The organism is Gallibacterium genomosp. 2 (assembly GCF_000771895.1).
Lineage (GTDB): Bacteria > Pseudomonadota > Gammaproteobacteria > Enterobacterales > Pasteurellaceae > Gallibacterium.
Genome location: NZ_JPXY01000007.1, coordinates 90992 through 113682, shown reverse-complemented (window position 1 = coordinate 113682; position 22691 = coordinate 90992). Strand labels below are relative to the sequence as shown.

The window sequence follows — 22691 nt, the reverse complement described above, 5'->3', positions numbered from 1 at the left end:
AATTTTTTTAAATTTATAACAGTATGACGACAAAATGTGCTACAATTGCCGGTCAAATTTTTACATTATTATCCGGGTAACTGGCTTATACCCACTTTTTAGCGGAGGAATAAATGACGATAGCAGCCAATAGACGTTCGATTATGACACTTTTTGCCGACAAAAACGATATTTACTGTCACCAAGTGAAAATTGTGTTGGCTGAAAAAGGCGTCGCCTATGAAACTGAAAATATCGAGCCGGGAGAAATTTCAGAAGATTTATTGGAACTTAATCCAACCGGAAGTTTACCGACCTTAGTGGATAGAGATTTAGTTTTATTTAATTCTAGAATTATTATGGAATATCTGGATGAACGTTTCCCGCATCCGCCTTTGATGCCGGTATATCCGGTTGCAAGAGCCGAGTGTCGTTTGCTAATGCAGCGTATTGAAAATGACTGGTATCCTGTTTTTGCGAAGGCGGTGGATGAAAACAATCCGGACTCAATCGCTGCTCGCAAGCAGCTACGAGAAGAATTATTAGCGGTTGCGCCGATTTTTACTCAATATGAATATTTTATGAGCAATGAATTCAGTTTGGTGGATTGCTATTTAGCACCGTTATTATGGCGCATTCAGTTATTGGGCATTGAGTTCAGTGGTGCCGGCAGCAAAGCTATTAAAAATTATATGAATAAAGTGTTCTCACGTGATAGCTTTGCTAAATCATTGGGCAACAGCAGCGCGTTAAATATTATGGATGACAAATAAGGATAAATAATGACAGTATTAGCACCGAAACGTCCTTATTTACTTAGAGCCTATTTTGATTGGCTAGTTGATAATGATCTTACGCCTTATCTAGTGGTGAATGCGGATTATCCGCACGTTGATGTGCCGGTTGAATATGTGAGAGATGGGCAGATTGTGCTGAATTTATCGCCAAATGCGGTAGGTAATCTTTCACTTGGTAATGAGGAAATTCGTTTTAGTGCCAGATTTAATGGCGTTATCCGGCATATTGTGATTCCATTGGGGGCAGCGTTAGCGATTTATGCGCGTGAAAATGGCGACGGTGTGATGTTTGAAGATGAAGAAGCGTATGAAATCGCTGAAATCAATGATGATCAGCCGATTGGTTTTGCCGATATTGTAGACACGCCGCCTGACGAAAATAAAGAGAAGTCTAAAGAACAAAGCCAAGCGCAGAAAAAAACTTCTCATCTTAGAATTCTAGATTAATCCTCCATTGTGCCGCACCTGATGCGGCACTTTTTTTATTTTAATTTTCTTTTTTCGATCCTGATCGCAAAAACAAGCACTATTTTTCTTATTGTTATTAGAAATGATTAATCTCATTCAAAAAAGTGTTTTGGATTTTTGTAATGTCTAAATATCAACCGGGATTTACTTTGATTGAATTGTTAGTCGTGATCTTTATTCTTTCTTTGTCGTTGTTATGGGTTGCACCTGATTGGCGTAATATTCAGCAACAATTTTTGCTTTATGTTGAGCAGAATCGATTGCAGCACTATTTAGCTTTAGTACAACAACGTATCAACCATTCTTTAGAGAGCTGGCAGTTAATTGCCAATAGATCAGTGAATAATTGGTGTTTAATCGCACAACCAAAAAGTGCGGCAAGGTGTAATTGTCTGTATTTACAAGGCTGCGAGAAACACCAAGAAAGAATGGTCTATATGCCGCATTCACCGGAAAACATTACTTTTATCGCGAAAGATTATTATCCAAAGGAGTTGACGACCTTTAAACCGGAACGTAACACAATGAAAAATAAGTGTTTTCTATTGCAAGCAGGTCAGCAAAGAGCATTTTTCAAATATAGCGGACTCGGTGAGGTAAGAATCAACGAAAACATATCAGAAAGTGCCTGTTTGAAATATGAAGATGAAAATTAAGCATAGGACTTATTTTGTCGGGGCAACGTTGCCCGAAATGTTAATTGTATTGATGATCTCGATGTTAATTGTATCCATATTGGTTTCATTGTTGATGATGGTTTATCAATATCGCCAGCAACAACAACAGCAGTTACAGTTGCAAAATCAAGTACATAAAGCGTTACAGCTGATGAGTAAAGATTTGCGCCGTGCCGGCTATCACGCAGCAAAACGGGAAAATAATTTGGCATTGTTTCAGATAGGGGGTAAGAGTATTCAGTTAAATCAGGAAAAATCCGGTTATTTTCAATGTGTTATGTTTTTTTATGATCTGAATATGGATGGTTGTATCGGGAGTCAGCGGCGCAATCAAGCCTGTATTGAAAATGAACGCAACAGCAGTTCCAGATTGGACGAAGAGCTGTTCGGTTATCGTTACGGTAATAACAATATTGAAATGTTGTTTATGGATAAAAACAGTTTTGTTGAACAATGCAGAGCTGATGAGTGTCAACGACATCTCAATAATTCGAATTGTACTGCTAAACGTTGGTATAAATTGCTGCCGGAAAGTTATGTAGTGGAAACGTTGAAATTTAATTGGTTAGCAGAGAAAAAAGGGATTCAGATAACGTTAAAAGTGCATCTAAATGAGCAAAAACAGATCGCTTATCAAGCCACCGCATTAGTGCCATTACTCAATGAGGTACAAAATGCAGCATTACCATAATGGTTATCTCAATTTATTAACCTTGTTGTTTATTAACGCTCTTGTGCTGTTACTGCTGTTGGTGACGGAGGATGATTTATCGCTTTATCGTCAAAATCTATCAGTAAGACAAGATTATGCCTTGCAGCAAGCACAGCTATATCAACAATATCAACAACAATATGCTGCATTTTGTCAATCTAATCATACAGATAGATTAAATTATACTGAACGTTTAAGCGCAGAAGAATACTCTTATGGTAACGGCATAAGTCATTTTATTGATTGTGAACGGCAACAGATTTTTGTGCAGGAACTGAAAAAAAGCTTAAATTCGCCGTTAAAAGAATACTTTAATATCAATTATCCGCTGTCTACACCATCGATAGAAACCTCTTCAGCGACTGAACCGCAAATATGGAAAGTAGAACAGAATGAAATTACGTTAGATCAGGATTTTTATGGCGTGATTGTTGCGCTCAATGACTTAAAAATTTCAGGGCAAGGTACGATTTTTGGTGCAATTATTTATGAACGAGGATTGCGTTATAGCGAAAATATCAAAATAGTCTTTGATGCAGAGATTATTCAGAATTTATCAAAACGATATTCAAGTTGGAAAATGAGGGGCGGTTGGCGTGATTTTGGCGCAACATAATCTGAAAGGCAGTGCGATTATCAATGTCTTGGTAACGCTGATGTTTTTGTCACTGTTATTACTGTCGACACAGCATTGGATTAAGCGGCAACAGCAGCAAACAGCAATTTTGTGGCAGGCGACACAAGCTTTGCAAATTGCTGAAAATCAATGGAATTTAAGAGTCATCGGTGAAAATTGTGAAAAAAATATACAACAAAACGGCATTGTTTTTAATATCCAATGCAGCGGCAATCAGGTAGTGGTGCATTATCCGCTCGGAAAAATTGTGTTGTAACATTGTTAATAATCGAGTGAAACTCTGTATAATATCGGCTCATTTTTATGGGAGGATTTATGGCAGACACTTTTAAAGAAATTGATGCACAAACCGCGTGGCAGCTGGTTCACGAGCGACAGGCATTTCTGGTCGATGTGCGTGATATACAGCGATTTGCTTATAGCCATCCGCAAGCTGCATTTCACTTAACCAATCAAAGTTATGGTGAATTTTGCCAACGTTGTGATTTTGAAGATCCGATCGTCGTCATTTGCTATCACGGCAACAGCAGCCGTAATGTGGCACAATTTTTAGTCGAGCAAGGTTTTGATGAGGTTTACAGTGTTCGCGGCGGCTTCGATGCTTGGTGCAAAGCGGAGTTACCAATAGAGTCGGGCTTGTGAGTCTAAAGATCATATTTAAAAGTATGTGAAATTGAACATAATAATGAACAACTTGATTCTGAAAGAAGTTAATTTTGATTGATTGATTGATTGATTGATTGATTGATTGATTGATATTGTACTATTTAGAGGGGATTATCCCCTTGTTTTTTTATAATCATTGGTAGGTGAATTTATGAAAATTGCACTCATTGTAGGAAGTTTAAGCAAGCGATCATTAAATCGTCATATTGCAAATCAAATTCTGAAATTTGCACCAGAGAATGTTGAAATTGAAGAGATTGATATTAGTAATTTGCCCTTGTATAGTCAGGATTTGGATGAAATAGACATTCCATCCTATAATCGTATCAGAGAACAGATAAAGTGTGCCGATGCTATTCTAATTTCGTCTCCAGAACATAATCGAACCATTCCTGCCGCATTAAAAAATGTGATTGATATTGCCACTCGACCTTACGGACAAAATGTTTGGTTAAATAAGAAAGTCGCGATTGTTACCGCTTCTCCGGGTGTCTACGGCGGCATTAATGCCGGATTGGATTTAAGAAAAGTGTTAACCTTTGTTGGAGCTGAGGTATTATCTCAACCCGAAGTTTATTTGAGTAAAGCGAGTTTCGATCTGGATGAGCGCACAACCAACTTCTTAAAACAGTTTGCACAACGTTTCTTTCAATGGGTAGAAAATAAATGAGTGTTGATAAATTTTTAGCGAAAATCAAAGATGTGGGCGGCATTCCTGTCGCCCGTCTTTTGCCTCAAAATAAGCATAGAACCGTAGGAGCGTGGTGTTTTCTGGATCACGCCGGTCCGGCAACATTTAGCCAAGAAAATAAAGGAATGCAAGTCGGTTTGCATCCGCATACCAATTTACAAACTTTCACGTGGATGTTGGAGGGGGAAGTTTGGCATCAGGATAGCCTAGGTAATCGTCAATTAATTCGTCCGAAACAGGTCAATTTGATGACTGCCGGCACCGGTAACCAGCGTGGCATCAGTCATACCGAACAGACACCAGCCGGTGTCAAAAATCTGCACGCGGTACAGTTATGGATTGCTTTGCCGATGAATCAAGAGATCGAGCCTAATTTTGAGCATTATCCGCAGTTGCCGGAATGGTCGGATCAGGGCATTGATTACATTTTGACAACCGGTAGTTATCAAGGTCGTCAAGCACCGACCAGTCAATTTAGTCCGTTAGTGGGCGTAGATATGCGTTTTCAACAGGCGCAAGCCTTTGAAATTGAGTGTCAGGATAAATTTGAATATGCGATTTTGGTGATAAACGGCACGATTAAAATTAACGGTGAACGCTATGCCAAAGATGAAATTGCGATTTTATCCGATTGTGCAGCGGCGCAAGAAGAATTAACACTGTGGGCGGAACAGGGAACGCATATTATGTTGTTGGGCGGTGAGCCGTTGCCGCACCCGACCGTGATTTGGTGGAATTTTGTTGCCGACAAGGTAGAAGATTTGGAACAAGCGGTTAATGATTGGAATAATCAGCATCCACGATTTGGTACGATTGATTTGCGAGGAACGGAACTATCTCGTTTGACTGCACCGGCAATTCCGGCAAGATTAAAAAGATAATTCAGTGTGATATTTAACTGTTTTATGACACAGATGAATTGAAATGCATAAGGGTACAGATCAGCGAAAAGTACCCTTATATTTTATTGATAATTAAAAATGATCCCCAAAGCGGCGAGGAATTTTTGTTCTTGTTGAAGATCGCTATTTAGCAGTGGATTATGCTCAAGATAATGCTTAGGAAAAGTTAATTGCCACTGTTGAGCGTTTTTGTTTTGCAAGCCGATTTCCGCCGGTTCCGTTGCTTGGCGTGCTTTATTAAAAATAACGGCCAAACGTAACAGTAAAATCAGCGGTAGCACATCGTCATTGTTGTAACGATAACAGTCAGGAACATCTGCAATGCGGAAAGTGCCGGTATGAAAACGCGCCAAAATCGCCAACAAACGTTGTTGTTCATTATCAAAACCGGGCAATTCGGTGTTTTGTAAAATATAGGCTGAATGCTTTTGCACGTAACGATGATTTATGACGATCCCCACTTCGTGAGTTAATGCGCCATAGTATAAAATTTGTTGCATTTCATCGCTGTATTGTGGTTCTTTCCATAATTTAAACTGTTTTGCCAACATTTGTGCAGTTTTTGAAACCCGCTGTGCCTGTTGCCGATCCAGATTAAATTGTTGGTTGAGGCTGTTTACCGTACGTTCGCGGATATTACTGACACGGAATTTATCTTCAAAATTGTACATCACGCCTTCACGCACTGCGCCATCGGAATAACGCATACTTTTAATTTGAAACGTTTCAAATAGGGCGACTAAAATTGCCAACCCCGGCACAAAAACATCAATGCGATTGTGGTGTAATCCTGGCAAATGCAGTTGTGTAAAATGAGTAACTTTAAGGGTGCGATCAATCAGATCGTTAAGACGTTCAAGCGTAATCAGCCCATCTTTAAAATGCAGCGCCAACAGCACTTCACTGACGGTTTTTATTGTGCCGGATGAACCGAGAGCTGAGTCCCAACCGAGTTGGCGATATTCCCAAGCGAGATCCTCAATTTTTTCTAACGCGCACTGTTTTGCCTGTTGAAAACGCTGTTTGCTGATAACACCGTCTTTAAAAAAACGTTTAGCAAAGCTGACGCAACCCATATGACGACTTTCGGCAATCAATGGAGTGAAATCATCACCAATCACCATTTCTGTCGAACCGCCACCAATATCAATCACCAGTTTTCGCCCTTTTTCAGGTTGTGTATGTGACACGCCGGCATAAATTAATTTCGCCTCTTGTTGACCGGAAATAATATTGATTTTATAAGGGAAAACCCGAGCCGCCTGTTGCAGGAACTGATTACTGTTTAATGCTCGACGTAAAGTATAGGTGCCGATAACTTGCACATTTTCCGCCGGAAATCCTTGTAAACGTTCAGAGAAAAGTGCTAAACAAGCAATGCCACGATCCATTGCCTGTTGACTGAGAATTTGATTTTGATCGAGCCCTTCGGCTAATTGCACTTTCTGCTTAAGGCGAGAAAGTATCTGGATGGAACCATTCACAATACGGGCAACAATCATATGGAAACTGTTTGATCCAAGATCGACGACAGCAATTTCTTTCATAGTAACTATCCTTTAACGTTCAAATTGATATAAGAGATCAACAGCTTGAGATGTCCCTGATACGGATTGTAAATATAATTTCGGTAATAAGCGATAGCGAAGTGTTAATTCAGCTAATGGTTCAAATAATCCTACCCCATATTTTACCTGCAAACGCGGTGTCAAATAACCACTAACTACAACTTGTGATTGATCTCCTAGACCTTGTGTTTCCAAGTTTAAATTACGGATACCGAATGTTTCTCCAATTTGCCCGACCGCTTTACCTGTTTTCGAGAGGCTCATACTGATGAGTGCCGCACCGAGCGAAGCACCTGAGTTGCCGCCGTCAGAAGAGAGCGATCTACCTGTGAGTAAATAGGAAAGCGCATTATCTTGTGACATTGAGGGTTCGGAGAACACTTGAATGGTAGGCGATTCTGCTAAACCAGTAACACGAATGCCTGCAGTAATATTACTATTTTCCATTGCGGTTGGGTTACGAATTGCCTCAATATTTAAAGTTGGTTGTGATGGTAATCCAGAGAAGATAATTTCACCTTTACGCACGAGCAAATCTTGTCCATAAGAAGCAAAACGCCCGTTCAGTAATTTAATTTGACCATAAAGACCGAGTTGGTTATCTTGTTGACGTAAATTCAGTACACCATCTAAACGGCTTTTTAAGCCATAAGCTTTTATTAAAACGCGTTCTCCTAAACTGATATTAATATTAGTGGATAAAAATGCATTCGTTTTTTGGCTGAAACGATTTAAACGCTGATCCGCAGAAAGTTTAGGTTTCTGTTCTAAAATCACTTCATCGTTGCTAACTGTAATCGCACTTTCCGGTAATTGTTCAATGTCAATATTAGCTCGAGGTATATCGATTTTGCCTTCAATATTCAAGTGTTGTGGTTGCGCGTGCAGATGAATATCGGGAACTACGGTCAATTTTGCAATTTCCGGAATAGTGAGCGACAGACCGTCTGATTTCGCACTTAAATTAGCCTGCCAGTGATCCAACATTTGCCAACTGCTATCGCCTTTTAAGTGCAATGTACCCTCTTGAGTGATGATTTCACCCTTCATTGTTGAATGGCTACCGTTAAAATTCAGATTGGCAAAACCATCCTTGATATTAAACGGTAATGCAGGCATAGAACTTGTTAATTGCGTTAATGCCAGTCTGCCGTGTAATTGTGGTGAGGAAGCCGTTCCTGCCAGACTCAAATCCGCATTAATTCTGCCGTCAAGCTGATCGCCGGAATTTAACAACTGCTTAATCAGTGCTAATTGTAAGGCTTTGAATTGCACCTTCCCGCCCAATTTTTTGCTGTCCAACAGATCGGTTAAGGTGAGTTCGGTGCTGATTTCGCCGTTATTACGAATTTTTATATCGCTGTTCAGTTTCAAATTGTTATCTTTGATCGTGCTTTTCAGCAATATTCTGTCCAAATTCAATGCAAAACGGCGATAATCCAGTTTTTGCACTAATGACAAGCTATTACTGTCTAAATTCAGTTTGGCATCAAATGGTTTATCCTGATACCAATTTACCTCACCATCAAGATTGAAACGAGAATTCAGCTGCGTATTGTCGCCAAGAAATGGTTTTAGGAAGCGTAAATCCGCCTGTTGCAATTTAAACGGAATATGACCGCTCACTCCGGCGGTAAAGGTTTGCGGAAAACAGAGCGGTAAACTGCTGTTATTCCAGCAATGTGCGGAAATGGTTGCCTGCTGTTTTTGATTGAGGTAATCGACATTAATGGTTTTATCGGCATTGAATTGTCCGATGAGCGTGTCGATTTTGCCGTTTTTAAGATTGACTTGCCAGCGTTCGGCATTGCGATCAAAACTACCTTGTAAATCAACATTTAACGCTGCCGGTTTGCCTTGAGAACGCAAATTGAGCTGATGATTTTTTTCATCACCTTTAGCATTGAGTTGTAATTGCGTCAGTTGCACGGCATCTCCCAACTTAAATTGCGCCAGTTTTAACGCAAGATTGCCGCGAATATTTTGTTGATCGCTTTGGATTTTACCTTTGATATCAGCATTTTGTAGTAAAAGCGTATCAAATTTGAGCTTCGCAATATCAAGGTTGAGATCCAGTTCCGGCTGCTGAATATCACCGCTGATCCGGATCTCACCTTGTGCGGCAAGATCTAAACCTCGATAAAGTCCGCTAAAATCAGGTGCATTAAGCGTTAAATCAAATTGTGAATCTTGCGACAATTTGCCTTTTAAAAGGAGATGATTTTGCCCATAATCGAATTGAAATCCTTTACTAAGAAGCGGAATTTGATTGCTGAGGGCAAGATCGCCTTGAATGTTAATTGGGCGATTATTGGCACTGCCGGTGAGATTGATAACCGGAATATCCACTTGCCAGCCTTGAGCATCGACTTTGCCGGAAGAAGCCAACTCGCCGGAGAGGGTTGCCAACCAATCTACACTGTGAAAATAGCGGTAAACATTAAGGTTTTTTAATTGTAGCCGGCTATCCCAAATGACCTCATTTTGCCAAGAGGTGTAACCTTGCAAATCAACACTGCCGCCTAAACCGGACAGATGGGCTGATTGGATACGAAAATCACCAATCGATCCCTCACCGTTCAATTCCAGATCAACCGTCGGGGAATGCATTCCCTCAACGTTGCCTTGTAGAGTCGCCTGATAGTGCAACAGATCACCGACAACATTCAATTTCGTTTTCACTAAACGGATCTGATCCGTTGCCGGATTTTCGCTTTTACTTAAGAACAGCGGATATTTTGCCTGTTGAATCGCCAAATCCAAGCTAAACGGTGTTTTTGCTGCGGTTAATTCAAGCTGTGATGATAGCGAGGCATCCGCCACACCGCTAATAGTGGCGTTAATGTTGGTTTTAGCGTACAGTTCACCGTCGGCCGTGACGGTTAAATGGCTGTTTGGAAATGTGTGTTGTTCACCTTTTTCATCGCGGATTTTTTGTTGATGAAATTCTCCTTTCAGCGTGAATTGAAGTGGATAATTATCGCGCCATTGTAGCTGCCCCTGACCATCAAGATCGGCAATAGTGCTGCGTAAATAGAGTTTAGCTAAATTGAATTGTTGATCATCGCTGTTTGCCTTCAATATCAATTCACTGAGTTTCTGCTCCAATAACTGTTTTCCTTTGGCATTTTGTTGGCGATAAAGCCAATTTTTGGCGGAAATGGTATCGATTTCAACACTAAAAGGCAGTTTTAGTGTTTGCTTTTTATCCAATAATGGCTGATTTAAAGCCTGTTTTAACGTTTGCCAATCCATTGGTTTTTCAACTTCTTTTTCTTGCGTTGGCTTATTTGTAACATCAAGTTGTTCCAATTTTTGCAAAAGCTGATTTTCCACAGTTTCGATAACGTTTAAACCATTGATTTGTGTCGGTAACAGATGAAAATGGTTACTGCGGTTTGCTTGCAAGCCGGTAGAAAAATGATCGAGTGTGATCAAGCGATTGTCGATTTTAAGTGCAAGTTGATTGATCTCAATTTGTGGCAGATTTAAGCCAATCGGCATTGCAAAACCACTATTGGATTGATTGTCATCCGGTTCGCTCGGCGGTAGCGATGTCGTATCAATCGTAATTTGCGGCTGTTGCAGGCTGAACTGATTGATGCAAACTGTCAGTCGCCATAAACATTGTGCTGTCAGCTGTAACTGCGTTTTTGGCAGGGTAATCGCAATGCCGTCAGCGTGATAAGTAAGGTTGGATAATGTTAATCCTTGCTGTAAATTCCCTTTTACTTCCGCAATTTGTAGCGGTTCCATTTGCTGATCGAGCAGTGCGAGCAGTTTGTGCTGCAAGGTTTCACTGTTTAGCAACGAGATAATCGTGGTAAACAGTAAAATCACAATCACACACAGGCTGATTGCAGACCATTTAATCAATTTAACGAACGGTTTTTTCTTTATCGCAGTTGAAGCAGTTTGTTCGTTATTGTTAGCTTCTGTTTCGGAATGTTTCGAATTATCTGTCACAACTCTGCTCCTATGCCAATATAAAATTGGATATTTTTACTGTCGTCTTTATCATTAATCGGGGTCGCAATATCAAATTTGACTGCACCGATAGGCGAGTTCCAGCGCACACCGATGCCGGCACCTTTGCGTAAGTCATTGAAAGCAAAACGATCAGAAGCAAAACCGGTGTCATAAAAAATAGCCCCCCACCATTTTGGTTTAACCTGATACTGATATTCGATGCTGGCGGTAAAAAGTCGATTTGCCCCCGTTAATTCACCATTTTTGTCTTTCGGTGAGATTTTATGGTAACCATAACCACGGATACTTCTATCGCCACCGGCAAAGAAACGCAGTGCCGGCGGAATTTTGTCGAATTGATTGGTTGAAAGATAGCCAATTTCTGCGCGTGTTAAAAATCGATGATTTTCGGCATAAGTTCGAATCCAAGAGGTGGAGGCAATAGCTGAATAAAAATCGACATCGGAACCGACAGCTTTATTTCCCCAGTTAAGCGTGATTTTCTGTGAATCGCCCCAATAAGGGAACAATCCACCACGAACACGAGTACGGTTAAAGCCGGCAGTTGGATAAATTAATAAAGTGCGATTGGAAACATTTGCTTGGGTAAAGTTATCATAACGTGCTCTTACACCAAACGAGTTTTGCCAACCGGTTTCTCGGTTCCAATAACGCAGAATAGCTAGGGTTAAGCCGGAGGTGTCAGTGTCGTTTTTCTTTTCCTCTTCATAACCGGTTGAAATTTCATAATAATAGTTAAGCGGTTGTTTTAGCAGAGGAATTTTATAAGTTGCCTCAATTGTTTTTTTCGGGTCGGAGATATAAAAATTGGAAGAAAAACTTTGCCCCCGACTGTTAATCCACGGTTTATTCCAGCCGAATTGTAAACGCGGCCCCACATCTGTGCCGTAACCGATCCCGATCTCATAACTATTTTTTAGACGAGGCTGAACTAAAACATCAAGATCGACTTTTTTGCTCTGTTTATCAATGTTAGGTTGAACCAAAACGGATTTAAACCAGTTGCTGGCGGAGAGATCGGTGCTTAATTCAGAAAGATCATTGATTAAATAAGGATCGCCGCTTTGGATGGCAAGAATATTACGCAGATAATCTTCTCGAATTTGTGAGCCTTGGAAACGAATGTTACCGTAGCGATAACGTTTACCGCTGTCGAAAGCCAGCTGCCAATAAGCTTCGTGAGCAGAAGGTAGAATGGCTAAACGATGCGTTAAAAATTGATAATCAAAAAAGCCTTTTGCAAGCGCCACTTTTTCTAATTCCGCTTTGTAATCATCATAAACACCTTGATTGAGGACAGTGCCTAATTTAGGCACTTGTTTTTGTAACGCAAGGAAATTCTCATCCTTTTCTGCATCACCCAATAGTTGCACTTGAATTTCAGCAATTTTAACCGGTTCATCTAATGCAACGCTGGCAATCAGAAGATCCTGTTTCGCATTAGGTTGAGGCACAAATTGATAATCAATTTTGCTGTTAAAATAACCAACAGCACGTAGTGCCTCATCAATCGTTTTACTTGCCAAATAATAATAACGATCTGAATTTTCCACCGGGATAGTTTTTAGTGAAGAGAGATGTACCATCACATTATTATAGGCGGTTTTATTTTTGATACCTTCCACTTTTAAGGTTATCGGCTTATCGGCAAAAGCAGATAGGGCGGCAAATAAAATTGTAAGAGAGAAAGATATTTTTTGCCATTTCATCATTACCGAACCTCTGGATTATTGTTCACTATCGAAATTAATTTCTTACTATTAGTATCATTAAATGAAAATTTAAAAATAGCGTAAACGGTAACAATATATGACTGAATTTTCAAGAATTAAACCTAATTTTACTGCGGAATTCCTCGTAAATTTTCTTGAAAATAGAATGGTGGCTTTGATGTTGGTGCAGGAATATCACTAAACCAGAAATTAAATGGCTGTAGTAATTGGGGAGATTGTTGCCAAAGTTGGCTGATCTTGATTAATTCAATGTCTGCTGGAAGATGGGATAACTGTTGCTGTAACACGGCAATAGTATTTTTTCTAGGGTGTCCGATAACAATAGCGGTTTGATGTTTTCTTGCATATTGAATGGCTCGTTGGAATTGGCGCTGTATATTGTCATATTCATTATTATCATCAAGAAAAATATTACGCTCTAACGCACTAACACCATATTGTTTGGCAATTTTGACAGCAACACTATTACCTATGGTTTTACTGTCCAGAAATGATAATCCTCTTTGTGCTAATTGTTGCATTAAAATATGCATTAAACCGCTATCGGAAGTGGCGGCACTTCCCATATGATTATTCATTCCGATAGCATTGGGAATAATATTTTGTGCTAAATCAATACGATATGAAACTTGAGATGGTGTTAGCCCAAGCACTAAGCCATTGGCTTCTAGTTTTATATTGCTTTTAGCTTGCATTGGCATATGTATTAAAGTATCACGACCTTGCTGATGAGCCTGTTTTGCACGTTGTTGTGCATAAGGTGCGGAAGGGATAATAGCAACATTGACGGCTAAAGGTAGTGCAAAAATAGCATTGTCCTCGTGCTGACGATAACCAATATCATCGATCACAATAGCTAATTGAGCAGCATTAGGTGACAAACTGAACAGCATTAATAACGCAAGAAGACATTTTATGCAATATTTCACTGTTAACTCCGCTATTACTTTAACCAATGTGATGGATTTACTGGTTCACCCTGACGGCGAATTTCAAAGTAGAGTGCTGCACGACCGTCTTCATTTTGCCCAACTTGAGCAATAGTTTCACCGGCACTGACCACATCGCCATTTTGGACTTGCAATGTACTGTTATAACCGTAGATGCTCATATCACCTCGACCGTGATCAATCACAATGACCAAACCATAACCTTGAAGACGATTAGCTAAAATCACTTTGCCCGGAGCAATGGCTCTCACATTTGCACCACGATTGGCTTGAATAACAATGCCTTTCCAGCGGATTTCTCCCATTTGAATTGAGCCGTAGCGGTTACTTACTCGTCCGGAAACCGGCATTATATATTGACGGCGTGCCGCTCCGAGACCATTTCCTCTCCCAACCAACTGTTGCTCTTTTTCTGTCGGTTTATAAGTTTGATGTTCCTGTTCCGCTTTTTTCTGTTTTTTCTGTAAAGAGACCAGTTCCTGTTGTTCTCGTTGTTTAGCAGCTCGTTCCGCCGCAGCGATTTCTTGGCGTAGTCGGTTTTCGTTCTCTTTTAATTGCGTTAATTTATTTTGATTGGCGGTTAGGCTGCGATTTAATTTGGCTAATGTGGATTGGTGTTCGTTCTTAACTTGCTGTAATGAACGCTGTTGCTGGCGTTGCTTGTTAATTTCCTGTTGTTGCTGTTGTTGCTGTTCTTTAACTAGCTGTTGTTGCTGCTTTAGCTGTTCTTGAGTCTGTTTAAGATCCTGAATCAATGCGATTTTTTGTTGATTAATGTATTTCACATAGGTATTCATTCGATCACTGTCGCGTGCTTCTTGAGAGAACATTTTCTCAATTTCGTGTTGTTGTAAATTTTTACGGTAAGCAGAATCAAGCAAATGTGCCAGCTGTTGCTTTTGTTCGCGTTCTTGTTGTTGTAATCGGCGAATTTGTTTTTGCCCGTTTTGAATATTGCGTTGAATTGTTTTTAGTTCATCTCTACTTTGTTGCAGTTGATCACTAATTTTTTCAATCTTTTGTTGTTGATATTTTAGTTGTGACTGTAACTGGCTTTTTTCTTGCTGTTGCTGAGCAATCTTTTGTTCTTGTTGTTTTATTTGTTGCTGAATTGATGCAAGATCATTTACTGCATAGCCGATATTGCTGTTCATTAGTAATAATGAACACAATATTAGGTGGCATAAAGACTGAACAGTAAAACGGGTATTGAACATAATTCAAACAATGATAATGATAAAAAACAGAATAATTTGGTGCTATTTTAGAATTTTTTTTGTTAAAGATCAGCAATTCTAATAAAAGCGAAGCCGTTCTATTTTAAAAGTAATCAAATTTTGTTATAAAGAGTGCAGTTTTTTGATCTAATTTTTAGGAGAATCATTATGCAATTAGTGTTTATTCGTCATGGTTTAAGTGAATGGAATGCATTGAATCTTTTCACCGGCTGGCGCGATGTTAATTTAAGTGAAAAAGGGGTTGAAGAAGCAAAAGCGGCAGGTCGTAAATTAAAAGAAGCTGGTTTTGAATTTGACATCGCATTTACTTCCGTATTAACTCGTGCGATTAAAACTTGTAACCTTGTTTTGGAAGAATCTAATCAGTTATGGGTTCCACAAATTAAAACTTGGCGTTTAAATGAACGTCACTATGGTGGTTTACAAGGCTTAAATAAGAAAGAAGCTGCGGAAGAGTTTGGTGATGAACAAGTTCACATTTGGCGTCGTTCTTATGATGTATTGCCGCCTGAATTAGCAAAAGATGATCCTAATTCAGCACATAATGACCGCCGTTATAAACATTTGCCGGCGGATGTAGTGCCTGATTGTGAAAATTTAAAAGTAACTTTAGATCGTGTGTTACCTTTCTGGGAAGATCAAATTGCACCAGCATTATTATCTGGTAAGAAAGTATTGGTTGCGGCTCACGGTAACTCACTTCGCGCTTTGGCGAAACACATAGAAGGTATTTCTGATGAAGGCATTATGGATTTAGAGATCCCAACTGGACAGCCTTTAGTTTATGAATTAAGCGATGATTTGAAAGTAATTAAAAAATATTATCTTTAATGCTTAATTAAAAGAAATAGGCACTTTTCTGCATAATGTAGAGAAGTGCTTTATTTTTGTTGAGATTTTTTCCGGAAAAATGATGTTTCGATTGTTTAATTCTATAGAGTAAGGTTATACTTATTCAACTTTTTAACCATTAATAAGATAAGAGATCAAAATAAATGGAAGAATTTATGCCGAAGGCAATAGCGTTTGCCTCTCAACATACGGTGATGGTTATTGCGTGGATTGTCGTATTTATCGGGACAATTTATGTTTTTGTAAAAAGTGCCGTTTCTGGTGCAAAAGAGATTGATCAAGCGACTTTGTCACAATTAGTTAATAAACAGAATGCCGTTATTATTGATTTACGTAGTATTGAAGAGTTTTTGCGTGGCCATATCGCAGGCAGTCAAAATGTGTTACCAAGCGATATTAAACAGCATAATCTTGGTAAATTGGAGCAGTACAAAGAGCAACCGGTCATTGTTGTTTGTGCTTCAGGAATGACTTCACGCGGTTCAGCAGAGCAGTTGTATAAACAAGGTTTTAAGCAGGTTTATTCATTAAAAGAGGGAATCCAAGGTTGGCGAGCAGCGAATTTACCTCTTGTTAAAAAAAGTTGATTAGATAAAAAAGGAAATTAGTGATGGCAGAAGAAAATAAAACAGCAGAACAAGGTTCAGAACAACAAGCACAACCAATGTTGCAGATTCAACGCATTTATGTAAAAGATGTCTCATTTGAAGCACCGAATTTACCTCATTTATTCCAACAGGAATGGAAACCGGTCTTAAAATTTGATTTGGATACAGAAACAAATGTATTAGCAGAAAATCTTTATGAAGTGGTACTTAATGTTTCTATTGAAACCAAACTGGAAGGTACTGATACTGTTGCCTTTATTTGTGAAGCAAAACAGGCAGGTATTTTCGCTATCAGCGGTTTAGAAGAGATGCAGTTAGCTCACGCATTAACTTCACAATGTCCGAATATGTTGTTTCCATATGTTCGAGAATTAGTTTCAAATTTAGTTAATCGAGGCACATTCCCTGCATTAAATTTGGCACCGGTTAATTTTGATGCTTTATTTGTTGAATATTTGCAACGTCAACAAGCAGCGCAGGCGGAGACTGCTCAAGAACAAAAAACGGAAACTGTAAATTAATTCCTGAAAAGCGTCTCTTCGGAGATGCTTTTTCACCTCTTTTCTAAAATCTTATTGAAATCCTCTCTCTTTCGTCTATCCTTTGTTTAACACTAATCAAATAAAAGCGATAGTTATGACAGAATTTTTACCCATTACCGTAATTGGTGCTGGTTCTTACGGAACAGCATTAGCGATAGCACTTTCGAGAAATGGCTTGCCAACAATATTATGGGGGCGAAATACGGTAGAAATGAGAAAATTGGCACAACAACGGCAAAATGAACGTTTTTTGCCCGGTGTTACTTTTCCGAAAGCATTACAAATTGAAACTGAATTGGATACAGCAGTTGCAAACAGCCGAGATATATTGATCGTTGTGCCGAGTCACGTTTTTGCCGATGTTTTAAAGCAGATTAAGCCCTTATTAAAACCGCAACATCGTATTATTTGGGCAAGTAAAGGTTTGGAACATAATAGCGGACGCTTGTTACATCAGGTAGCGAAAGATATTTTAGGAAATAATATGCCATTGGCTGTTTTATCAGGGCCGACATTTGCTAAAGAACTGGCTTCAGGCTTGCCGACTGCTATTGTGCTGTCTTCAACAGAAGAGGCTTTTGCCAAAGCGTTACAGGAACGTATTCATTGCAGTAAACATTTCCGCGTTTATCTGAATCCGGATATGATTGGTGTGCAGTTGGGTGGAGCGATTAAAAATGTGATCGCAATTGGTGCTGGTATTTCAGATGGTATCGGTTATGGAGCGAATGCAAGAACAGCATTGATCACGCGTGGTTTAGCAGAAATTTCACGTTTAGGATTGTCTTTAGGTGCAGAACCACACACATTTATGGGAATGGCCTGTTTAGGTGATTTAGTTTTAACGTGTACCGACAATCAATCTCGTAATCGCCGTTTTGGAATGATGTTAGGCAAAGGTTATTCTGTAGAACAAGCGATGCAGGAAATTGGGCAAGTTGTAGAAGGATATTTCAACACACAGGAGGCCTATCGATTAGCACAACAACAGCAGGTAGAAATGCCGATTGTTGAGCAAATTTATCAAATGCTATTCTGTGGGTTAACTGCAACTGAAGCAGCAGCAAATTTATTATCAAGAGAAAAGAAAAGTGAATAGGGGTATCTATGTCGGTACTATTACAACGGATTTGGCAAAGCATTCGAGATGAAGCAAAATTACTCGCAGAACAAGAACCTTCATTGGCAAGTTTTTTCCATTCAACAATTTTAACGCATCAACATTTGGGTACGGCGCTAAGTTATATTTTAGCGAATAAGTTATCTAGCTCGACAATGCCAGCGATCTCATTGCGTGAAATTATTGATGAAGTTTATCGGGAAAATCCAAAAATTATTGAAAGTTCTGCTCACGATATTGAAGCTGTACGAGTTCGCGATCCGGCAGTGGAACTTTATTCTACACCATTACTTTATTTAAAAGGATTTCACGCGTTGCAAAGTTATCGTATCACTCACCACTTATGGCAGAAACAACGGAAAGCATTAGCAATTTATCTACAAAATCAAATTTCTGTTGCGTTTGATGTTGATATTCATCCGGCAGCAAAAATTGGTCACGGTATTATGTTAGATCACGCCACAGGTATTGTTATTGGGGAAACATCTGTGATAGAGAATGATGTTTCTATTTTGCAAGATGTGACATTGGGCGGTACAGGAAAAGAAGTTGGTGATCGCCACCCTAAAGTGCGTAAAGGGGTGATGATTGGTGCTGGTGCAAAAATTTTAGGAAATATCGAAGTAGGTGAATATGCCAAAATTGGCGCCTGCTCGGTAGTGTTACATCCGGTTGTAGCTTATTCTACGGTAGCGGGCGTGCCTGCAAAACAGATAGGGCAAGATAAAAAAGCAAAACCGGCGTTAGAAATGAATCAATATTTTAATTGTGAATAAAAGCAATAAATAAAACAAAAAATTAAGGAGACATTAATGCAATATCAAGATCCTCATTATAGCGAGGAAGCTGAAAGATATGAAAATCCAATTCCAAGTCGTGAATTGATCCTTACGGTTATTCGAGATCATAATAAACCGATGAGTCGGGAATCTATTTTACAAGCGTTAGCAATTACCGATCCGGAGCAGCAGGAGGGAATGCGTCGCCGTTTACGAGCAATGGAAAATGATGGGCAGTTGGTTTTTACTAAGCGCAAATGTTATGCCTTGCCTGAACGATTGGATCTTTTGAAGGGAACGGTGATTGGTCATAAAGATGGTTATGGCTTTTTGCAGGTTGATGGCGTAAAGGATGATTGGTTTATCCCTAATAGCCAAATGCAAAAAGTGTTACACGATGATTATGTATTGGCACAGCCGAACGGCGTAGATCGTCGCGGACGCAAAGAGGTGCGAATTGTTCGGGTACTAGAACGTCGCAAGAAGCAGATTGTCGGTCGTTTTTTCTTAGAAGAGGGCATCGGTTATGTAGTGCCGGATGATAGCCGGATTAATCACGATATTTTAATTCCGAATGAATATCGTGTCGGAGCCAGAATGGGGCAAGTTGTGGTGGTGGAACTGAAACCTAAAGAAAAAGGGCTTTCCCGTTTAACCGGCAGAATTACCGAAGTGTTGGGCGACAATATGGCGAAAGGAATGGAAGTGGAAATTGCTATTCGCAATTACGATATTCCGCACGTTTGGCCGGAAGAGGTGGCACAGCAGATTCAAGGATTGAGTGAAATCGTTGATGACAAGGATAAACAAGGGCGTGTCGATTTGCGACAACTACCTTTGGTTACGATTGATGGTGAAGATGCCCGTGATTTTGATGATGCAGTATTTTGTCAAAAATGCGAGCACGGCGGTTGGAAATTATGGGTGGCGATTGCGGATGTTAGTTACTATGTGCGTCCAAAAAGTGCGCTAGATAAAGAAGCCTATCAAAGAGGAAATTCCGTCTATTTTCCAAGTCGGGTTGTGCCTATGTTACCGGAAGTGTTATCGAATGGCTTGTGTTCACTTAATCCACAGGTAGATCGCCTTTGTATGGTGTGTGAAATTCAACTGTCTGCAAAAGGCAGAATTGAACAGTACCAATTCTACGAAGCGGTAATGAATTCACACGCACGTTTAACATACAGCAAAGTATGGCGAATTTTGCAGGGAGATGAAGAGCTAAGTGAACGTTATCGAGATTTAGTGCCACATTTACAAGAATTGTATGCAATGTTTAAAGTGCTATTGAAAGCACGACATAAACGAGGTGCGATTGATTTTGAAACGATAGAAACTAAATTTATTTTTAATGATCAAGGCAGAATCGAACGAATTGAGCCAGTGCAACGCAATGATGCCCATAAAATTATTGAAGAGTGTATGATTTTGGCGAATATTTGTGCAGCACATTTTATGGAGCAACATCAAGAGCCAGCACTATTCCGCATTCACGCCTTGCCGAGCGAGGAAAAACTCACCTCTTTCCGTACTTTCTTAAGAGAATGCGGTTTAACTCTGGAAGGCGGATTAAAGCCGACACCGGCGGATTATGCCAAATTAATGTTAAAAGTGAATGAACGCCCTGATAAAGAATTAATTCAGACAATGTTATTGCGCTCATTAAGCCAAGCGATATACAGTGGTGATAATATTGGACACTTTGGTTTGGCTTTGACAGAATATGCGCATTTTACTTCACCGATTCGCCGTTATCCCGATTTATCTTTACACCGAGGCATCAAGTATTTATTGTCAAAACAGCACGGTTTAACCAAACGTACTACTAAGAGTGGTGGCTACCATTATAAATTGGATGAGATTGATCTGTTAGGTGATCACTGTTCAATGACAGAACGCCGTGCAGATGAAGCAACAAGAGATGTTGCGGATTGGCTTAAATGTGAATTTATGCAGGATCACGTTGGTGAAGTGTTTGAGGGAACTATTTCCAGTGTTACCGGATTCGGTTTTTTTGTCAGATTGAATGATCTTTTCATTGATGGTTTAGTCCATATTTCTACGCTAGATAACGATTATTATCGTTTTGATCCGAATGGTCAGCGCTTAATTGGTGAGAACAGTGGAATGCTGTATCGTATCGGTGATAAGGTTACGGTCAGAGTTGAAGCGGTGAGTTTGGAAGAAAAGACATTGGATTTTACGCTGATTTCAAGTGAACGTAAGCCACAACGATTAGGTAAAACAGAAAAAGATCGTATTAAAAAGAGTTTGCGTTATAGTGAAAGTTTGAAAAAACGTTTACTGAAACAAGCTAATACTGATGAGAAAAAACGTAAAGAGAAAAAGAAAAAAACTAAGCGGAACAAGAATAAAAAACGAAAATAATTAGAGAGTGTGTATGAGCGAACAAATTTACGGTATTCACGCAGTTTCGGCAGTGTTATCAACTACGCCGGAGCGTTTCATTGAAGTATTTGTGTTAAAAGGGCGTGAAGATAAACGTTTACAGCCTTTATTAAATGAATTACACCAATGGGGCATTTCAGTACAGTTTTTAACACGTCAAGCATTGGATAAAAAAGCGAATGGTGAAACACATCAGGGCATTATTGCCAAAGTACAACCACCAAAAGAGCAGACAGAAAATGATCTATATGCTTTGTTGCAACAGAAGAAACGTCCATTATTATTGGTGCTTGATGGGGTAACGGATCCACATAATTTAGGCGCTTGTTTGCGTACTGCCGATGCAGCTGGAGTGGATGCGGTTATTATACCGAGAGATAAATCCGCACAATTAACTTCTGTGGCAAGAAAAGTGGCGTGTGGTGCGGCTGAGGTAGTGCCATTAATTAGGGTAACAAATTTAGCTCGCACTTTAAAAACGCTACAACAAGATTATAATGTCTGGGTTGTGGGGACAGCCGGTGAAGCCGACAGCTCGCTTTATCAGAGTAAGTTAACCGGTGCATTGGCATTAGTAATGGGCGCGGAAGGTGATGGAATGCGTCGTTTGACCCGAGAACATTGCGATCAATTAGTGAGCATTCCAATGCAAGGTTCTGTTTCTTCATTGAATGTTTCGGTTGCAACTGGTGTTTGTTTATTTGAAATTGTCAGACAGCGCTTAGCTTAATGGAAAAAGATGATGATAAAAAAAGTAATTTTTTCAATAACAATTTTATTTCTTGCAGGATGCAGTTCAAATATTGATCCTTATCCTGCAGAATATGCTAATGCTGATTATGAGTTAAGTGATAATGATGCACGGCGTTGGGTAGTGGCGAGTCATCAGGCAGAACAATGCATCTATCCAAACTTAACACGTATTCAGCAAGAGCATTTTTCTAAAGAAGATGCTTATATTCATTCACAATATGTATTCTTTTATCCTCTGGAAGACATTATTGGCGCAGATTATGTAAAGATGATCCAACAGGATGAAAAATCAATGGGGTATGCACAATATCAATATAAAAAATTCAAACAAACTGAATTTGAACCGATGCCAACGACGGAATGTGCAACATTGAGAATTAAAGCACGTGATGATTTAAAAGTGGTGAAAGGACAGTATCAAAGCGGAATGGCTGTGGATGAGCCTAAAAACAGTTCAGAGGATGGTAAAAATAGTAATCCGGATGGGATTGCGACCAATGAAAATAAATTTTTCTTTGATATCATCAAATGGGGTTCGGCTTTATTGTTGTAATTTTAAAAGCGGTTAATGAAACAGAAAACTGCACGATAAGGGTTGTTTGAAAAGACTTAAATATTTT

At 39.5% G+C, this 22691-nt stretch carries 22 protein-coding genes; 17 read left to right on the top strand and 5 right to left on the bottom strand.

The window, feature by feature from the left end:
* The first annotated feature begins 113 nt into the window (after positions 1–113).
* From sspA to P375_RS01600, 9 genes are all read left to right on the top strand, one after another.
* Positions 114–752, top strand: a complete 639-nt coding sequence (gene sspA / locus P375_RS01640; protein WP_013745826.1) for a stringent starvation protein SspA — start codon at positions 114–116, stop codon at positions 750–752.
* Positions 753–761: 9 nt separating this feature from the next.
* Positions 762–1223, top strand: coding sequence for a ClpXP protease specificity-enhancing factor (locus P375_RS01635; RefSeq protein WP_039085375.1), 462 nt, complete (start codon positions 762–764; stop codon positions 1221–1223).
* Positions 1224–1366: 143 nt separating this feature from the next.
* Positions 1367–1900 carry a pilus assembly FimT family protein gene (locus P375_RS01630; RefSeq protein ID WP_039081243.1) on the top strand — a complete coding sequence of 178 codons (534 nt, stop codon included), beginning with the start codon at positions 1367–1369 and terminating at the stop codon, positions 1898–1900.
* Entirely contained in the window at positions 1890–2612 is a 723-nt protein-coding gene (locus P375_RS01625) for a PulJ/GspJ family protein (protein WP_021461108.1), read from the top strand. The genes P375_RS01630 and P375_RS01625 overlap by 11 nt, the downstream gene beginning before the upstream one ends.
* Positions 2596–3249: a DUF2572 family protein gene (locus P375_RS01620; RefSeq protein ID WP_039133591.1), complete on the top strand. Its 654-nt coding sequence runs from the start codon at positions 2596–2598 to the stop codon at positions 3247–3249. The genes P375_RS01625 and P375_RS01620 overlap by 17 nt, the downstream gene beginning before the upstream one ends.
* Positions 3230–3526 (top strand): DUF5374 domain-containing protein, encoded by a 297-nt coding sequence (locus P375_RS01615; protein ID WP_039081240.1) that lies wholly within the window; start codon positions 3230–3232, stop codon positions 3524–3526. Before P375_RS01620 ends, P375_RS01615 begins: the two co-directional genes overlap by 20 nt.
* 59 nt (positions 3527–3585) lie before the next feature.
* A complete protein-coding gene (glpE, locus tag P375_RS01610) occupies positions 3586–3912 on the top strand; it encodes a thiosulfate sulfurtransferase GlpE (protein WP_039133588.1) in 327 nt (108 codons plus the stop codon).
* A 175-nt stretch (positions 3913–4087) separates the two neighbouring features.
* Complete coding sequence (locus P375_RS01605; RefSeq protein WP_039133586.1) at positions 4088–4606, top strand: NADPH-dependent FMN reductase; 519 nt, start codon at positions 4088–4090, stop codon at positions 4604–4606.
* Entirely contained in the window at positions 4603–5508 is a 906-nt protein-coding gene (locus tag P375_RS01600) for a pirin family protein (RefSeq protein ID WP_039094670.1), read from the top strand. Before P375_RS01605 ends, P375_RS01600 begins: the two co-directional genes overlap by 4 nt.
* A gap of 83 nt (positions 5509–5591) precedes the next feature.
* On the opposite strand, the gene ppx is transcribed toward P375_RS01600, so the two are convergent.
* The 5 genes from ppx to envC form a co-directional block, all read right to left on the bottom strand.
* A complete protein-coding gene (ppx, locus tag P375_RS01595) occupies positions 5592–7076 on the bottom strand; it encodes an exopolyphosphatase (RefSeq protein ID WP_039133584.1) in 1485 nt (494 codons plus the stop codon).
* A 12-nt stretch (positions 7077–7088) separates the two neighbouring features.
* Positions 7089–11063, bottom strand: coding sequence for an autotransporter assembly complex protein TamB (tamB, locus tag P375_RS01590; RefSeq protein ID WP_039133582.1), 3975 nt, complete (start codon positions 11061–11063; stop codon positions 7089–7091).
* A complete protein-coding gene (gene tamA / locus P375_RS01585) occupies positions 11060–12799 on the bottom strand; it encodes an autotransporter assembly complex protein TamA (RefSeq protein ID WP_084598477.1) in 1740 nt (579 codons plus the stop codon). Before tamA ends, tamB begins: the two co-directional genes overlap by 4 nt.
* A gap of 128 nt (positions 12800–12927) precedes the next feature.
* On the bottom strand, positions 12928–13749 hold the full coding sequence (locus P375_RS01580; RefSeq protein ID WP_039133580.1) for a divergent polysaccharide deacetylase family protein: 822 nt from the start codon (positions 13747–13749) through the stop codon (positions 12928–12930).
* A 14-nt stretch (positions 13750–13763) separates the two neighbouring features.
* Complete coding sequence (gene envC, locus P375_RS01575) at positions 13764–14924, bottom strand: murein hydrolase activator EnvC (RefSeq protein ID WP_245176408.1); 1161 nt, start codon at positions 14922–14924, stop codon at positions 13764–13766.
* A 231-nt stretch (positions 14925–15155) separates the two neighbouring features.
* On the opposite strand from envC, the gene P375_RS01570 reads away from it, so the two are divergent.
* The 8 genes from P375_RS01570 to P375_RS01535 all read left to right on the top strand — a co-directional run bounded on the left by P375_RS01570 (position 15156) and on the right by P375_RS01535 (position 22624).
* Complete coding sequence (locus P375_RS01570; protein ID WP_039094662.1) at positions 15156–15839, top strand: 2,3-diphosphoglycerate-dependent phosphoglycerate mutase; 684 nt, start codon at positions 15156–15158, stop codon at positions 15837–15839.
* 164 nt (positions 15840–16003) lie between these two features.
* Positions 16004–16447 (top strand): rhodanese-like domain-containing protein, encoded by a 444-nt coding sequence (locus P375_RS01565; RefSeq protein ID WP_039133573.1) that lies wholly within the window; start codon positions 16004–16006, stop codon positions 16445–16447.
* A 23-nt stretch (positions 16448–16470) separates the two neighbouring features.
* Complete coding sequence (gene secB / locus P375_RS01560; RefSeq protein ID WP_039133570.1) at positions 16471–16989, top strand: protein-export chaperone SecB; 519 nt, start codon at positions 16471–16473, stop codon at positions 16987–16989.
* A gap of 115 nt (positions 16990–17104) precedes the next feature.
* Positions 17105–18109, top strand: coding sequence for an NAD(P)H-dependent glycerol-3-phosphate dehydrogenase (gpsA, locus tag P375_RS01555; RefSeq protein ID WP_039133567.1), 1005 nt, complete (start codon positions 17105–17107; stop codon positions 18107–18109).
* An 8-nt stretch (positions 18110–18117) separates the two neighbouring features.
* On the top strand, positions 18118–18906 hold the full coding sequence (cysE, locus tag P375_RS01550) for a serine O-acetyltransferase (protein ID WP_039133564.1): 789 nt from the start codon (positions 18118–18120) through the stop codon (positions 18904–18906).
* Between the two features lie 36 nt (positions 18907–18942).
* Positions 18943–21297: a ribonuclease R gene (gene rnr, locus P375_RS01545; RefSeq protein WP_039133562.1), complete on the top strand. Its 2355-nt coding sequence runs from the start codon at positions 18943–18945 to the stop codon at positions 21295–21297.
* A 13-nt stretch (positions 21298–21310) separates the two neighbouring features.
* Entirely contained in the window at positions 21311–22048 is a 738-nt protein-coding gene (gene rlmB, locus P375_RS01540; protein ID WP_039133559.1) for a 23S rRNA (guanosine(2251)-2'-O)-methyltransferase RlmB, read from the top strand.
* 12 nt (positions 22049–22060) lie between these two features.
* The gene (locus tag P375_RS01535) at positions 22061–22624 is read left to right on the top strand and encodes a DUF5358 domain-containing protein (RefSeq protein WP_084598476.1); all 564 of its coding nucleotides are present in this window, start codon (positions 22061–22063) and stop codon (positions 22622–22624) included.
* The last annotated feature ends 67 nt before the right edge of the window (positions 22625–22691 follow it).